Here is a 15,629-nt window from a genome sequence, read left to right as displayed (position 1 = left end):
GCGGCCGGGATCGGCGCAGCCGGGGCGGGCGCGGCGGTCGCCTCGACGGCGGCGCGCTCGGCCTCCGGGGCGGCAGCGCGAGGCTCGACGCGGGCGATGTACTTCACCCGCAGGCCGAGGACCTGCTGGATCGCCTGACGCAGGTACTCGCTGACTCCGGGCTGCCCGGCGGTTCCCGGCATCTTGAACGACTCGACGTCGTTCTGGCTCGGGAACGAGAGGGTCAGCACGTCGTCCTTGAGGGCGCGCACCTGGGCGGTGTAGGCCACCAGCCAGGCGGTCATCTTCGCCTTCTGCACGACCTCGAGGATCTCGGGCCAGGTGTCCTTCACCCGCTGGAGGGTGACCGCGCCGTCGGCGGGTGCGTCGCCCGCGGCCGCAGCGGGTGCGGAGGCAGCGGGCGCCGAGGCTGGGGCCGCCTCAGGGGACGCAGCGGCCTGATCCGACGGCTCCTGCTCGTCCGGCTCCGGACGAGCCGCCGCGGCGGTCGTCGCGCGGGGGCGTCCTGACTCGGCCGGCGCGGACTCGTCCGCCTCCGGCGCGGCCGCCGTCTCGTCGGGCCCCTTCACCGGCGGCGCAGCGACCGGTTCGGACGCCGTCACCGGCGCCTCGGTGCGAGGAGCGGCCGCGATGGACTCGGGCACCGAGCCGGGAGCGGCGGCGTGCGAGGCGTGGTGGGGCTCGGGCGCACGGGACGGCTCGGACGCGCGCGACGCCTCGGACGACCGCGGGGCGGGCGCCGCGGACTCGCGCGGCGCGGCCACGTGCCGCGGGCGCTCCTCCTGGGCAGCAGCGGGCGCGATGCCGGCGCCGGTGCCGTGCACCAGGGTGCGGGCGATCATCAGCTCGAGGTGCAGGCGCGGCGAGGTCGCACCGGTCATCTCGGTGAGGGCCTGGTTGACCACGTCGGCGATGCGGGAGAGCTCGGCCAGGCCGAGCGCGCGCGACTGGCCGGCCATGCGGTCGAGCTCGTCCTGCGAGACGCCGCGGAGCACGGCCGAGGCCGCGCCCCCGGTCGCGGCGACGACGATCAGGTCGCGGAGCTTCTCGAGCAGGTCCTCGACGAAGCGGCGCGGGTCCTGCCCCGTCTGGATGACGCGGTCGACCGCTCCGAACGCCTCGGCGGAGTCGTGCTCGGCGAGCGCGTCGACCACCTCGTCGAGCAGGGCGCCGTGGGTGTAGCCGAGGAGGGCGACGGCCCGCTCGTACTCGACGGTCTCGGCCTCGGAGCCGGCCATCAGCTGGTCGAGCAGGGAGAGCGTGTCGCGGACGGACCCGCCGCCCGCGCGGACCACGAGCGGCAGCACGCCGGCCGCCACGTGCACGCCCTCGCGCTCGCAGAGCTCCTGCGTGTAGTCGAGCATCTGCGCCGGCGGGACGAGCCGGAACGGGTAGTGGTGCGTGCGCGAGCGGATCGTGCCGATGACCTTGTCCGGCTCCGTGGTCGCGAAGATGAACTTCACGTGCTCCGGCGGCTCCTCCACGATCTTGAGCAGCGCGTTGAAGCCCTGCGGCGTGACCATGTGCGCCTCGTCGAGGATGAAGATCTTGAAGCGGTCGCGCGCCGGGGCGAAGATGGCGCGCTCGCGCAGATCGCGCGCGTCGTCGACTCCGTTGTGGCTCGCCGCGTCGATCTCGACCACGTCGAGCGAGCCCTGGCCCTCGCGACTGAGCTCGACGCAGCTGTCGCAGACGCCGCAGGGGGTGTCGGTCGGGCCCGTCGCGCAGTTGAGGCAGCGGGCGAGGATGCGCGCCGAGGTGGTCTTGCCGCAGCCGCGGGGGCCGCTGAAGAGGTAGGCGTGGTTGACGCGGTTGGTGCGGAGCGCCGTCATGAGCGGATCCGTCACCTGGGACTGGCCGATCATCTCGGCGAACGTCTCGGGCCGGTACCGGCGATACAGGGCTGCTACCACCCGACAAGAGTAGCCGCGACCTCCGACACCGGAGCCGGGACGGCGGACCTCCGAGCGCGCGTAGCCTCGGTCCCGTGCTCCCGCCGCCTCCGCTCCCCCGCTTCGACGCGGTCGTGCTCGCCGGCGGACGCGCTTCCCGCCTCGGCGGCGCGGTCAAGCCGCTCCTCCGGCACCGCGAGTCGACGCTCCTCGGCACCGCCCTCGCAGCCGTGCGCGGAGCCGAGCGGAGGATCGTGGCCGGACCGTCGTCGCTCGCACCGGCCGTCGACGGCGCCGAGCTCGTCCAGGAGGATCCGCCGTTCGGCGGCCCGGTCGCGGGCCTGGCCGCCGCGCTGCCCCTGCTCGACCGCCCGGGCGCTCCGGACTGGGTCGTCGTTCTCGCCGCCGATCTCGTCGCCCCCGCTTCCGCCGTGCACACCCTGCTCGAGGTCGCGTCGAACGCCGTCGAGGCCTCCCTCCTGGCCGTCGACGCGAGCGGCCGAGCCCAGCAGCTCCTCGGCGTGCACCGGCGAGCGGCCCTCGACGAAGCGCTCACCGCGCTCGGCGATCCCGACGGCGCTTCGGTGCGCGCCCTCCTCCGGGACCTTCCCCCGCGGCTCGTGACGGTGCCCGGAGGGACGACCGACGACGTCGACGCGCCCGCCGACGCGCTCCGGCACGGGATCGACCTGCCGGGCCCGCGCGGCGCAGACTGAGCGGATGGACGACACGACCGGCCCCCGCCCCTCCGCCTCCGACGGCGCCCGCCCCACCGAGGAGGTGCTCGCCGGCTGGTGGGCCGAGCTGTGCTCCGCGCTCGGCCTCGGCGAGGTCCCGGTGGACCCGGACGCCCTGCTCGCCCTCGCCGGTCGCGCAGCGCACGGAGTGGTCCGGCCGGCGGCTCCGCTGACCACGTTCCTCGCGGGCTACGCGGCGGGCCTGGCCGGGGGCGGACGGGACGCGCTCGACGCGGCGCTCGCGGCCTCGCACCGGGCTGTGGACGAGCGTCCGCACGCCTCCTGAGACGCTACTCCACCGGCCTCGATCCGGCACCAGGTCGACGCCGTACGGTTCCCCCGAGTCCCGGCGCCGCGGCTCGGACCGAGAGCGGCGCAGGACTCCCGCGGCCGACTGCGCCGCGGTCGTCCATCTGAAGGAGCCCCGCATGTCAGGCAACAGAGCCGTCGCCTACAAGTCCCCCGGAGTCGTCGAGGTCATCGACATCGACTACCCCACCTTCGAGCTGAAGGACGGACCCGGCGTCAATCCGGCGAACATCGGGCGGAAGCTGCCGCACGGCGCCATCCTCCGCACCGTCTCCACCAACATCTGCGGCTCGGACCAGCACATGGTCCGCGGCCGCACCACCGCTCCGTCGGACCTCGTGCTCGGCCACGAGATCACCGGCGAGGTCGTGGAGGTCGGCCCCGACGTCGAGTTCGTCAAGGTCGGCGACATCGTGTCCGTGCCGTTCAACATCGCCTGCGGCCGCTGCCGCAACTGCAAGGAGCGCAAGACCGGCATCTGCCTCAACGTGAATCCGGACCGCCCGGGCAGCGCGTACGGCTACGTCGACATGGGCGGCTGGGTCGGCGGGCAGGCCGAGTACGTGATGGTCCCCTACGCCGACTGGAACCTCCTGGTGTTCCCGGACCGCGATCAGGCGCTCGAGAAGATCCTCGATCTGACGATGCTCTCGGACATCTTCCCGACGGGCTTCCACGGCGCGGTGACCGCCGGGGTCGGCGTCGGCTCCACGGTCTACGTCGCAGGAGCGGGACCGGTCGGACTCGCCGCGGCGGTCGGAGCGCAGCTGCTCGGAGCGGCCGTCGTGATCGTCGCGGACCTCAACGAGGAGCGTCTGGCGCAGGCGCGCTCCTTCGGCTGCGAGACGGTCGACGTCTCGAAGGGCGATCCGGCCGGCCAGATCGAGCAGATCCTCGGCGTGCCCGAGGTCGACTGCGGAGTGGACGCCGTCGGCTTCGAGGCGCACGGCAACGGCGCCGACTCGGGGAAGGAGGCGCCGGCGACGGTGCTGAACTCGCTGATGTCGATCACCGCGGCGGGCGGCGCCCTCGGCATCCCGGGCCTCTACGTCACGGGCGACCCGGGCGGAGTCGACGAGGCGGCCCAGGAGGGCTCGCTGTCGATCCGCCTCGGGCTCGGCTGGGCGAAGTCGCTGTCCTTCACCACGGGCCAGTGCCCGGTCATGAAGTACAACCGGCAGCTGATGATGGCGATCCTGCACGACCGGGTCCACATCGCCGACGCGGTCCAGGCCACCGCGATCAGCCTGGACGACGCTCCCCGCGGCTACGCCGACTTCGACAAGGGCGCCGCGAAGAAGTTCGTGCTGAACCCGAACGGCTACCTGGGATGACCGACGGGGCGGGTCCTGCCCAGGGCCCGCCCCGAGCCCCGGGAGAATGGACGGGATGAGCGCGCACGGGCACGAGGCGACCGACTGGGACGAGGCCAGGCGGATCGTCGGCGAAGCGGTGGCGCGCTCCGGCGTCTCGACCGTCCCCCTCCTCGACGCCCGCGGGGCCGTCCTCGACCGCGCCGTCACCGCCGCCCGGCCGCTCCCCCACTACGACTCCTCCGCCATGGACGGCTGGGCCGTGCGCGGACCCGGGCCCTGGCCGCTCGAGGACGGCACCGCCGCTCCGATCGTCACCGGAGCCGCCGTCCCCGACTGGAGCGACGCGGTGCTGCCGTCCGAGCAGGGCGCGGTCCGCGACGACCTGCTCACGGCGCGGGCGCCCCTCCCGCCCGGCCGCCACGTCCGGCGCGCGGGCGACGAGGCCGCCCGCGGAGCCGTGCTGGTCGATGCCCGGACCCGCCTCACTCCCGCGCACCTCGCCCTGCTCGCGGTCGCCGGGGTCGACGCGCTCGACGTCCGCCCGCCCGCCGCGGTCGACCTGCTCCTCACGGGGGACGAGGTCGACACCGAGGGGATGCCGCCCGCCGGACGGGTGCGCGACGCGTTCACGCCGCTGCTGCCCGCGCTGGTCGAGCTCTCGGGCGGAGCCGTGGGAGAGGTCGTGCGCCGCGGCGACGACGAGGAGGCGATCGCACGGACGCTGCTGGCGGGCACGGCGCCGATCCTCCTCACGACGGGCGGGACCGGGCGCTCCCGGGTGGACGCGGTCCGTCGCGCCCTCGATGCGGTGGGCGCGCGCGTCCTCGTCGACGGCGTCGGAATGCGCCCCGGCCACCCGACCATGGCTGCGCTGCTGCCGGGCGGGACGCTGGTGATCGCGCTGCCGGGCAACCCGCTCGCCGCCCTGCTCGCGGCGGTCTCCTTCCTGCCGCCGGCCCTCGACGAGGCGTCCGGCGCCGCTGCCCGGCCCCTCGGCCGGGGCGTCCTCGCCGAGCCGCTCGGGCGCGCGGGGACCACGGTGCTCGTGCCCGTCTCCTCCGGCGAGGACGGCTGGCGGGCCTCCGCCGGCATCCGCTCGCACATGCTCACCGGTCTCGCCGCCTCGGAGGCCGTGGCCGTCGTGCCCGCACCGGGAGCGGCAGCAGGCGACTCGGTGCGCCTGCTGCCGCTGCCCTGGTGAGGCCTACGCCGCCGGTTCGAGGCGGATCACGACCGACTTCGAGGTCGGCGTGTTGCTGATCTTCGCGGTCGAGTCCAGCGGTACGAGGACGTTCGTCTCGGGGTAGTAGGCGGCCGCGCAGCCGCGGGGCGTGTCGTACGCCACGACGCGGAACGCCTCCGCCCGCCGCTCGACGCCGTCGGGCCACTCCGAGACCAGGTCGACCATCGCGCCGTCCGCGAAGCCCAGCTCGGCGACGTCGTCGGCGTGGACGAACACCACCCGGCGGCCGTCGTGGATCCCGCGGTAGCGGTCGTCCTTGCCGTAGATCGTGGTGTTGAACTGGTCGTGCGAGCGCAGCGTCTGCAGCAGCAGCCTGCCCTCCGGCACCCGCGGGTACTCGAGCGGATTCGCGGTGAAGCGGGCCAGACCGGAGGGCGTGTCGAAGCGGCGCGCGTCGCGCGGCGGGTGCGGGAGGACGAAGCCGCCGGGCACGTCGATCCGGGCTTCGAAGCCGTCGAAGCCGGGGACGACGTTGGCGATGTGCGAGCGGATGCGGCGGTAGTCGTCGCGCAGTCCCGCCCAGTCGACCCGGGGAACGTTCTCGCGGCCCTCGAGCAGCCGCTCCGCGATCCCCGTGAGGATCGCCACCTCCGAGCGCAGGCCCGGGCTCGGCGGGCGCAGGCGGCCCCGGGAGGCGTGCACGGCGCTCATCGAGTCCTCGACCGTGACCCGCTGCTCGCCCGAGCGCTGCACGTCGGAGTCGGTGCGGCCGAGGGTGGGCAGGATCAGCGCGCGCCGGCCGGTGACCACGTGCGAGCGGTTGAGCTTGGTCGAGACGTGCACGGTGAGGGCGAGCGAGCGCATCGCCGCCTCCGTCACTCCGCTGTCGGGCGTCGCGCGGGCGAAGTTGCCGCCGAGCCCCATGAACACGCAGGCCTTCCCGTCGCGCATCGCCCGGATCGCGGCGACCGTGTCCGTCCCGTGCACGCGGGGGGAGGAGAAGGAGAACTCGCGATCGAGCGCGTCGTGGAAGGAGTCCGGCATCCGCTCGAAGATGCCCATCGTGCGGTCGCCCTGCACGTTCGAGTGGCCGCGCACCGGGCAGACGCCCGCGCCGGGCTTGCCGATGTTGCCGGTGAGCAGGAGCACGTTGACGACGTCCTTGAGCGTCGCGACCGAGTGCGCGTGCTGCGTGAGGCCCATCGCCCAGCAGACGACGGTGCCCTCGGACGCCGCGATCAGCTCGGCGACGGTGCGGATGCGCGTCTCGTCGATCCCGCTCGCCCGCTCGATCTCGTCCCACTGGACCTCTCGCAGCCCGTGGAGGTACTCGGAGAGGCCGCCGGTGCTCTCGCGGATGAAGGCGTGGTCGAAGACGTCGCCGCGCGCCTCCTCCGCCTCGAGCAGCGCCTTGCCCAGACCCTGGAACAGGGCCTGGTCGCCGCCCAGCCGGACCTGGAGGAAGTGGTCGGCGAGGGCCGTGCCGTCGCCCAGGGTGCCGCGGACGGTCTGCGGGTTCTGGAAGCGGAGCAGCCCCGCCTCCGGCAGCGGATTCACGGCCACGATGGTGCCGCCGGCGCGCTTGGCGCGCTCCAGCGCGGTCAGCATCCGCGGGTGGTTCGTGCCGGGGTTCTGGCCGGCGACGATGATCAGCGGTGCCCGCTCCACGTCGCGCAGGCTCACCGAGCCCTTGCCGATCCCGATCGTCTCGGTGAGGGCGGAGCCGCTGGACTCGTGGCACATGTTCGAGCAGTCGGGCAGGTTGTTCGTGCCGAAGCCGCGGACCATCAGCTGGTAGACGAAGGCCGATTCGTTCGAGGTCCGGCCGGACGTGTAGAAGATCGCCTCGTCGGGGCTCGCGCAGGCGCGCAGCTCCTCGGCCACGAGGTCGAGCGCCTCGTCCCAGCCCACGGGCCGGTAGTGCGTCGCGCCCTCCTCGAGCAGCATCGGCTCCGTGAGCCGGCCCTGCTGACCGAGCGCGAAGTCGTCCCACTCCTCCAGCTCCGCGACGGGGTGCGCGGCGAAGAAGGCCGATGTGACGGTGCGGAGCGTGGCCTCCTCGGCGACCGCCTTCGCTCCGTTCTCGCAGAACTCGGCGACGTGGCGCTTGTCGCCCTCCGGCCAGGCACAGCCCGGGCAGTCGAAGCCGGTCTTCTGGTTCACCCGCAGGAGCGTCTCGGCGCTGCGCACCGGGCCCATCTGCTTGAGCGAGATCTCGAGGGCGTGGGCGACGCCGGGGATCCCGACGGCGCGTCTCTTCGGCGACCGGACGGAGAGGCGGCTCTCGTCGATCGGACTCTCGCGGGGCTCGGCGTCATCGACCATTCCTGCATCGTACGTCCGCACCCCGGCATCGCTCCCGGTTCCCGGTGGGAGGATGACCTCCACCGCCTGAGGAGACCCATGAGCCGCAGTGTCGCCCGCACCCGCCTGACCGCCGTCCGCGCCGGCGATCCGCCCCGACGCCGCGAGGACGTCCTGGCCGTCGAGGAGCCGCTCGAGATCCGCGTCGGCGGACGGCGCTTCAGCGTGACCATGCGCACACCCGGCGACGACTTCGACCTGGTCGCGGGATTCCTGGTGTCCGAGGGGGTGCTCACCGAGCCGGAGCAGCTGGCGGCGATGCGCTACTGCGCGAGCGGCTCCGGTCCGGGCGAGAACACGTACAACGTGGTCGACGCGAGCGTCCGCGGCGGGCGGGAGGCCGTGCTGCTCGAGCGCGAGCGGTCGGTCTATACGACGAGCTCGTGCGGAGTGTGCGGGCTCGCGTCGCTCGAGGCGGTCGCCACCGACTCGGCGTGGAGCGTCGCGGAGGACGACCTGCGGGTCGAGCGGGAGCTGCTGGTCTCGCTCCCCGATCGGCTCCGCGAGGCGCAGGCGGTGTTCGAGCGGACGGGCGGCGTCCACGCGGCCGGGCTGTTCGACGCGGACGGCTCGCTGCTGGTGCTCCGGGAGGACGTCGGGCGGCACAACGCCGTGGACAAGGTGGTCGGCTGGGGGCTCCGGGAGGGGCGGCTGCCATTGCGGGGGACGCTGCTGCAGGTGTCGGGGCGCGCCTCGTTCGAGCTGGTGCAGAAGGCCGTGATGGCCGGCATCCCCCTGCTCGCCGCGGTCGGTGCCCCGTCGTCGCTGGCGGTGGACCTGGCTCGCGACTCCGGCCTCACCCTGATCGGCTTCAGCCGCGGCTCCGGCTTCAACCTCTACGCGGGCGACGCGCGCCTGCTGCCCTGAGCCGGGGCTCCTCAGCCGGCTCCTGCCGATGGAGCAGCCCGCACAGCGGCCGCATCGAGATCTCCTCCCTCGCGCTCGGTGGGACTCGATACGCCGCGTCCCGCGGCTACTCGACCAGCAGCAGGGCCCGAGTATTCGGAAGAGGGCCGCGACCCGGAATCGCGTGCGAGCGATTCAGGGCAGCCCGACAAGACCCGCTCCACGGGAGCCACCACCCCTGGAAGCCGGCCGCGAGTCGTGTCGCGGCTCCGCCGCTACACGACCGACAAGCTCTGCCGGGCGATCTCCAGCTCCTCGTTCGTGGGGATGACGAGGACGGCGACGCGGGAGTCGTCGGTGGAGATGCGGCGGGCGCCGCGGTCGGAGGACGTGTTGCGCTCGGGGTCGAGCTCGATGCCCAGGCCCTCGAGGCCGCGGAGGGCGCCGGCGCGGACGGCGGCGACGTTCTCGCCGACTCCCGCCGTGAACACCACGGCGTCGACGCGGCCCAGCTGGGCGTAGAAGGCCCCGATGTAGTGGCGGAGGCGGTGGTAGTAGACCTCGAGCCCGGCGCGGGCCTGCTCGTCGCCGGCCTCGGCCGCCTCCTGGACGTCGCGCATGTCGCCGCGACCCGTGAGGCCGAGGAGGCCGCTTCGGCGGTTGAGGAGGGTGTCGAGCTCGTCGATCGAGAGGCCCGCCTTGCGGGCCAGGTGGAAGACGACGGCCGGGTCGAGGTCGCCGGAGCGGGTGCCCATCACCAGGCCCTCGAGCGGGGTCATGCCCATCGAGGTCTCGACGGAGACGCCGCCGTCGACGGCGCAGGCGGACGCTCCGTTGCCCAGGTGCAGGACGATCGTCTTCAGGTCGGAGCGGCGGCGGCCGAGGTAGGCGGCGGCGGCCTCCGAGACGAACTTGTGCGAGGTGCCGTGGAAGCCGTAGCGGCGGACGCGGTGCTTCTCGGCGAGTTCGGCGGGCAGCGCGTAGGTCGACGCCTCGGCCGGGATCGTGTGGTGGAAGGCGGTGTCGAAGACGGCGACGTGCGGAACGTCCGGGAAGGCCTTCTGCGCCGCCTCGATGCCCTCGAGGTTGGCGGGGTTGTGCAGCGGGGCGAGGTCGGCGAGGTCCTCGATGTTGATCTTGACCAGGTCGGTGACGACGGTGGGCTCGAAGAAGCGCTTGCCGCCGTGCACGACGCGGTGGCCCACGGCGACGGGAGGGAACTCGTCGAGGCTCGGGCCGTGCTCGCCGAACGCGCGGATCATCGCGTCGAAGCCGGCGGTGTGGTCGGGGATCGGCCCCTCGATCTCGAACGACTCCCCGTCGCGGGTGTGCTTCGTGCGGCCGGTGTCCTCGCCGATCCGCTCGACGAGGCCGCTGGCGAGCGTCTCCTCGGTGGTCATCTCGATGAGCTGGTACTTGAACGACGACGATCCGCTGTTGACGACGAGGACGACGGACATGAGGGGACTCCTGGGGTGATCGGGGTCGGGAGGGGCGGCGGCGGGGTCGCCCCTAGCGCACCACGGGGATGGCGGCGGTGGGCGGGACGATGGCCTGGGTGGCGGCCTGGATGGCCGTGATCGCGACGGTGTTGACGATGTCCTGCACGAGCGCGCCGCGCGAGAGGTCGTTGACCGGCTTGCGCAGACCCTGGAGGACCGGTCCGATGGCGACGGCGCCGGCCGAGCGCTGCACGGCCTTGTAGGTGTTGTTGCCCGTGTTGAGGTCGGGGAAGATGAACACCGTCGCGCGCCCGGCGACCTGGGAGCCGGGCATCTTCGAGGCCGCGACCGCCGCGTCGGCCGCCGCGTCGTACTGGATCGGGCCCTCGACGAGCAGGTCGGGCCGGCGCTCACGCACCAGAGCCGTCGCCGCGCGGACCTTCTCGACGTCGGCGCCGGCTCCGCTCTCGCCGGTGGAGTAGGAGAGCATCGCGATGCGGGGGTCGATCCCGAACTGCTGGGCGGTCTCGGCGGACGAGATCGCGATGTCGGCGAGCTGCGCCTCGGTGGGGTCGGGGTTCACCGCGCAGTCGCCGTAGACCAGCACGCGGTCGGCGAGCGCCATCAGGAACACGCTCGAGACGACGGAGACGCCCGGGCTCGTCTTGATGATCTCGAAGCCGGGGCGGATGGTGTGCGCGGTCGTGTGCGCGGCTCCCGAGACCATCCCGTCGGCCAGGCCGAGCTGCACCATCATCGTGCCGAAGTAGGAGACGTCCGTGACGGTGTCGTAGGCGTGGTCGTAGGTGATGCCCTTGTGCGCGCGGATGCGGGCGTACTCCTCGGCGAAGCGCGCGCGGTGCTCGGGGTCGAGGGTGCTCAGCACGCGCGCGCCGTCGAGGTCGAGGCCGAGGCCCGCCGCACGGGCGCGGATCTCGGCCTCCTCGCCGAGGATCGTGAGCCGGGCGATGCCGCGCTTGAGCACGGTCGCGGCGGCACGGAGGATCCGGTCGTCGCCGCCCTCGGGCAGGACGATGTGGCGGTCGGCGATGCGCGCGCGCTCGATCAGCCCGTACTCGAACATCAGCGGCGTGACGACCTCGGACCGGCCGACGTCGAGGAGGGTGAGCAGCTCGACCGCGTCGACCGCCTCCTGGAAGAGGGCGAGGGAGGTGTCGCGCTTGCGCGGGGAGTCGGCCGCCAGGCGGCCGCGGGCCGCGGTGACGCGGACGGCGGTGTCGTAGGTGCCGAGCTCGGTCATCACGATCGGCACGCGGCTGTCGACGCCCTCGATCAGCCGGACGATCGGCTCCGGCAGCTCGAAGCCGCCGTTGAGGATGATGCCGGTGACCGTGGGGAACGTGCCGGAGGCGTACGCCATGATCACGGCGAGGACGACCTCGGGCCGGTCGCCGGGGACGATCACGACGCCGCCCTCGGTGAGCCGCGGCAGGACGTTCACCATCGACATGCCGGCGATCACCACGCCGAGCGCCTCGCGGCCGAGCAGCTCCGGATCGCCCGCGACGACGACGCCGTCGACCGCCTCGACCAGGCGGGACAGGCTCGGAGCGACGAGGAACGGATCCTCGCGGATCGCCCAGACCGGGACGGTGGCGGGGATGCTCTCGCGGATCGCGGCGACGGCGTCGGCGGCGGTGTCGGGATCGGCGCGGTTCGCGATCACTCCGATGAGGCTCGCGTGGGCCGTGCGCAGCTCGACCGAGGCGAGCTCCGTGATCTGGCGCATCTCCTCCGGCGTGCGCGCGGGAGCCTGGCCCAGCTGCTCGCTGCGGGACGAGTCCCGGCCGGTGAGGACGAGCAGGACCGGGGCACCGAGGTTGGCGGCGATGCGGGCGTTGTAGCCGAGCTCGGTGGGGCTGCCGACGTCCGTGTAGTCGGAGCCGAGGATGACGACGGCGTCGCACCGGGCCTCGACGCCCTTGTACCGCTCGACGATCCGCGAGAGCGCCGCCTCGCCGTCGGCGTGGACGTCCTCGTAGGTGACGCCGATGCAGTCCTCGTAGGCGAGGCCCGAGTCGGAGTGGCCGAGCAGCATCTCGAGCACGTAGTCCGGCTCGGAGGTGGAGCGGGCGATCGGGCGGAAGACGCCGACCCGCTGCACCTGGCTGCTGAGCGCATCGAGGACGCCGAGGGCGACCGTGGACTTGCCCGAATGACCTTCGGCGGACGAGATGTAGATGCTCTGAACCATCGGATCCAGCCTACCGAGGGGGTCCCTCCGCCTGGCTGAGTAGAGGCCAGGGATGGGAGGGCGTGCATGGCGCGCGGCTGTGGAGGAGCGTCCGCAGTCGGTAGGGCCTCGTAGCGGCTGTGCGGCGGTCCATCGGCGGAGCAGGCGGGCCGGTTAACGGAAGAAGACCCCCCGCGCACCCGCCAGAGCCCGGTTACCCTTGCTGCGTTTCCGCCCTGGGGGAGTTGGCCTGGATGGCGCCACGCGGGGAGCCGGGTGACAGTCTAACCGACGACGGCGGCCGAGGAGAGCGGGGCGTGTCGGGGTCGTGGTCAGCGGGAGCCTCCGACACCGGCTAGTATCGATGAGTCGCGGCTCAGGTCGTGCCAGGAGGATTCGCCTAGTGGCCTATGGCGCACGCTTGGAAAGCGTGTTGGGTGAAAGCCCTCGGGGGTTCGAATCCCCCATCCTCCGCGAACGGTGTCCGTTGCTCTCGCCAGCACGGGCACCGTTTTGTTTAACCGGTGCGGGCGATCGTCGAGGCCCGGTCGACCGGTGCAGGCGTCCATCGGAGCGGCGCGCTCACGCAACGCCGGGTTCGCGCCGCCGGCGCACACGCAGCCGTAGCCGACGACCTCGCGCCGATTGCGGGAGATCAGCCGTAGAGGTGGTTCGTCCGCGCGCAGGAGTCGGAGCAGAACGCGCCACGACGGGCGACGAGCGGGGCCGAGCAGACGGGGCGGAAGAAGAGTTCGGCTATGGATCGCGACATGGTCCGACCGTAGGTGCCGGTCCCGGATCGTGCCCGTCGCCATCCGTATTACGACGACGCGGACGACAGGGCGGCGATACGGACCCTCCGGCGACGCCGACCGTCAGTCGGCGATGCGCTCGAGCCATTCGTCGAGCAGGAGCCGCTCCCCCGCGCTGAGGGGCTCGATCTGCGGCAGCGCGGTCCGCAGGGCGACGGCGTGCGCGACGACCGCACGGGCGGCGGGATCGGTGGGGCCCGCCTCCGCTGTGGTGATCGCCGCGAGGACGGACTCGCGCGAGCGGGACGAGAGCTCGTCGTCGGGGTCGGCGAGGGCGGTCAGCGTGAGGGTGCAGCCGAGCGCGGCCGACTGGAGCAGGCGGGAGGCACGCTCGACGTCGACGGTGAGGCGGCCGGCTTCGGCGACGGCCCGGACCGCGTCGAGGAGGACGCCCCGGGACAGGCGCGCCGCCTCCGACTCCTCCCCCGGCCGTGCGGTGAACATCAGCGCGTAGAGGTGCGGTTCGGCGAGTCCGAAGGCGACGTGGTGATCCCAGGCGGCACGGAGCGCGTCGACCGGGTCGGCCGGCGCCTCGCTCCGCTCGAAGTCGGCGAGGGCCGTGGCGAATCCGGCTGCGGCGGCCGAGTCGAGCAGCCCGCGCAGGTCGCCGAACGTCCGGTAGATCGTGGGGGCCTGCACCCCCGCCGCCGCGCTGATCGCCCGCGTCGACACCGCGTCCCGCCCGCCGTCCGCCAGCAGCTCGACCGTCGCTCGGAGGATCCGCTCCCGCGTCGTCCCGCTCTCACTCATGCTACCGACGCTAACACGCTCCCGTTAGCGCCTCGTCTCCCCGAGCGGCCCGGGTCGCGTCAGCGCCGTCGGGCGGTCCCGAAGATCCCGCGGACCACCTCGCGCAGCAGCGTCCTGCCGGCGCTCGAGCCCAGCACCTCCTCGACGACCGTCTTGTCGCGGCGGGTGGTGCGGGTCCCGCGGGAGGTCGGTGCCGTGCGCCGTCGGGAGCGCTCGGCGGCCTGGTCGGCGGCGCGCTCGGCGGCGGCCCGCTCCTTCGCGCGGCGGGCGGCGTCCGCGGTCTCCTCCTTGGCGCGACGCGCGTCCTCCTTCGCGCGGCGGGCGTCGTCGGCGGCCTGCTGCTCGGCGGCGGCGCGGGCCTCCTCGGCGTCGGCGGCGGCGTCGAGCCGGCGGGTGAGGATCTCGCGGGCGGAGTCGCGGTCGAGGGGCGTGCCGTAGCGCGCGAGGAGCGGGGACCTCTGGACGCTCGCCTCGCGGTCGGCCTCGGGGGTGGGCTTCATCGAGCCGAGCGGGGCGCGGAGACGCGTCCAGGCGACCGGGGTCGGGGCGCCGCGCTCGTTCATGACCGTCACGATCGCCTCGCCGATGGGGAGCGCCTGGAGGACCTCGCCGAGGTCGTAGTCGCTCTCGGGGTAGGTCGAGACGGTGGCGCGGAGGGCCTTGGCATCGTCCGGCGTGTGCGCGCGGAGCTGGTGCTGCACGCGGGAGCCGAGCTGGGCGAGGACGTCGCCGGGCACGTCCTTCGGGGTCTGCGTGACGAAGACGATGCCGACGCCCTTGGAGCGGATGAGGCGCACGGTCTGGGTGATCGCGGCGAGGAAGTCCTTCGACGCGTCGCGGAAGAGCAGGTGCGCCTCGTCGAAGAAGAACACCAGCTTCGGCTTGTCGAGGTCGCCGACCTCCGGCAGGTCGTTGAAGAGGTCGGCGAGCAGCCACATCAGGAAGGTGGAGAACAGAGCCGGTCGGTCGGCGACTCCGGGGACCTCGAGGAGGCTGACGACGCCGCGCCCGCCGGCGGCGAGGCGGAGGAACTCGGCCGTGTCGATCTCGGGCTCGCCGAAGAACACGTCGGCGCCCTGGTCGGCGAACGCGATCAGCTCGCGGAGGATCACGCCGGCGGTCGCCTTGGACAGCCCGCCGAGCTCGGCGAGCTCCGCCTTGCCCTCGTCGCCGACGAGGTAGGTGAGCACGGCGCGGAGGTCGGACAGGTCGACGAGCGGGAGACCGGCGCTCTCGGCGTAGTGGAAGACGAGGCCGAGGCTCGACTCCTGCGTGTGGTTGAGGCCGAGCACCTTCGCGAGCAGCAGCGCGCCGAATCCCGTCACGGTGGCGCGGACGGGGACGCCGGTGCCGATGCCGCCGAGCGCGAAGTACTCGGCGGGGGCCGCCTCCGCCCGCCAGTCCTGGCCGATGCCGCGGGTGCGGGCGAGCAGCGCGTCGGTCGCCGTGCCCGGAGTGGCGAGGCCGGAGAGGTCGCCCTTGATGTCCGCAGCGAAGACGGGGACGCCGTGGGCCGAGAGCTGCTCGGCGAGGACCTGCAGCGTCTTCGTCTTGCCGGTGCCGGTCGCGCCGACGACGAGGCCGTGCCGGTTGAGCATGCCGAGCGGAATGCGGACGGGCACGTCGATCCGCGCGTCGCCGTTGACGAGGGCGCCGAGCTCGAGGGCCGGGCCGGTGAACGCGTACCCGGCGCGACAAGACGGTCGTCGAGGAGGTGCTGGGCTCGAGCGCCGGCAGGACGCTGCTGCGCGAGGTGGTCCGCGGGATCTTCGGGACCGCCCGAC

Annotated in this window: 11 protein-coding genes, 1 tRNA gene and 1 other RNA gene; 6 read left to right on the top strand and 7 right to left on the bottom strand. The window is 73.5% G+C overall.

The annotated features are described in order from the left end of the window. On the bottom strand, positions 1-1,913 hold a 1,913-nt coding region (locus C5C95_RS16260; protein ID WP_104324856.1), incomplete at its 3' end, for a DNA polymerase III subunit gamma and tau. A gap of 74 nt (positions 1,914-1,987) precedes the next feature. Here C5C95_RS16260 and C5C95_RS16255 point away from each other — a divergent pair. From C5C95_RS16255 to C5C95_RS16240, 4 genes are all read left to right on the top strand, one after another. Next, positions 1,988-2,608 (top strand): molybdenum cofactor guanylyltransferase, encoded by a 621-nt coding sequence (locus C5C95_RS16255; RefSeq protein ID WP_258072686.1) that lies wholly within the window; start codon positions 1,988-1,990, stop codon positions 2,606-2,608. A gap of 4 nt (positions 2,609-2,612) precedes the next feature. Continuing rightward, entirely contained in the window at positions 2,613-2,915 is a 303-nt protein-coding gene (locus C5C95_RS16250; RefSeq protein ID WP_219812223.1) for a DUF6457 domain-containing protein, read from the top strand. Positions 2,916-3,057: 142 nt separating this feature from the next. Beyond that, on the top strand, positions 3,058-4,272 hold the full coding sequence (gene fdhA, locus C5C95_RS16245; protein ID WP_104225123.1) for a formaldehyde dehydrogenase, glutathione-independent: 1,215 nt from the start codon (positions 3,058-3,060) through the stop codon (positions 4,270-4,272). A gap of 55 nt (positions 4,273-4,327) precedes the next feature. Further along, the gene (locus C5C95_RS16240; protein WP_181125741.1) at positions 4,328-5,455 is read left to right on the top strand and encodes a molybdopterin molybdotransferase MoeA; all 1,128 of its coding nucleotides are present in this window, start codon (positions 4,328-4,330) and stop codon (positions 5,453-5,455) included. Positions 5,456-5,458: 3 nt separating this feature from the next. Here the strand turns inward: C5C95_RS16240 and C5C95_RS16235 are convergent, their stop codons facing one another. Beyond that, positions 5,459-7,762, bottom strand: a complete 2,304-nt coding sequence (locus C5C95_RS16235) for an FdhF/YdeP family oxidoreductase (protein WP_104324853.1) — start codon at positions 7,760-7,762, stop codon at positions 5,459-5,461. A gap of 78 nt (positions 7,763-7,840) precedes the next feature. Between C5C95_RS16235 and fdhD the strand changes: the two genes are divergently transcribed. After that, positions 7,841-8,668, top strand: coding sequence for a formate dehydrogenase accessory sulfurtransferase FdhD (gene fdhD / locus C5C95_RS16230; protein ID WP_104324852.1), 828 nt, complete (start codon positions 7,841-7,843; stop codon positions 8,666-8,668). Positions 8,669-8,922: 254 nt separating this feature from the next. Here fdhD and C5C95_RS16225 read toward each other — a convergent pair whose 3' ends face one another. The 3 genes from C5C95_RS16225 to ffs all read right to left on the bottom strand — a co-directional run bounded on the left by C5C95_RS16225 (position 8,923) and on the right by ffs (position 12,560). After that, positions 8,923-10,107: an acetate/propionate family kinase gene (locus C5C95_RS16225; RefSeq protein ID WP_104227458.1), complete on the bottom strand. Its 1,185-nt coding sequence runs from the start codon at positions 10,105-10,107 to the stop codon at positions 8,923-8,925. Positions 10,108-10,159: 52 nt separating this feature from the next. Beyond that, complete coding sequence (pta, locus tag C5C95_RS16220) at positions 10,160-12,304, bottom strand: phosphate acetyltransferase (protein WP_104227473.1); 2,145 nt, start codon at positions 12,302-12,304, stop codon at positions 10,160-10,162. A gap of 159 nt (positions 12,305-12,463) precedes the next feature. Beyond that, positions 12,464-12,560: signal recognition particle sRNA small type (gene ffs / locus C5C95_RS16215), an RNA gene on the bottom strand. Between the two features lie 112 nt (positions 12,561-12,672). Between ffs and C5C95_RS16210 the strand changes: the two genes are divergently transcribed. Beyond that, positions 12,673-12,757: transfer RNA gene (locus C5C95_RS16210), tRNA-Ser, on the top strand. 401 nt (positions 12,758-13,158) lie between these two features. On the opposite strand, the gene C5C95_RS16205 is transcribed toward C5C95_RS16210, so the two are convergent. Both C5C95_RS16205 and C5C95_RS16200 read right to left on the bottom strand, forming a co-directional pair. Then, positions 13,159-13,845, bottom strand: coding sequence for a TetR/AcrR family transcriptional regulator (locus tag C5C95_RS16205; protein WP_104227474.1), 687 nt, complete (start codon positions 13,843-13,845; stop codon positions 13,159-13,161). Between the two features lie 59 nt (positions 13,846-13,904). Next, positions 13,905-15,629, bottom strand: a 1,725-nt coding sequence (locus C5C95_RS16200; RefSeq protein ID WP_219814774.1) for a helicase HerA-like domain-containing protein, incomplete at its 5' end; no start/stop codon positions are given.

Origin of the sequence: Rathayibacter sp. AY1B7, from assembly GCF_002932735.1 — a bacterium.
Taxonomy (GTDB): Bacteria; Actinomycetota; Actinomycetes; order Actinomycetales; family Microbacteriaceae; genus Rathayibacter.
Note: the sequence above shows the minus strand (reverse complement) of the source record. Positions and strands in the feature narration are given on the sequence as shown.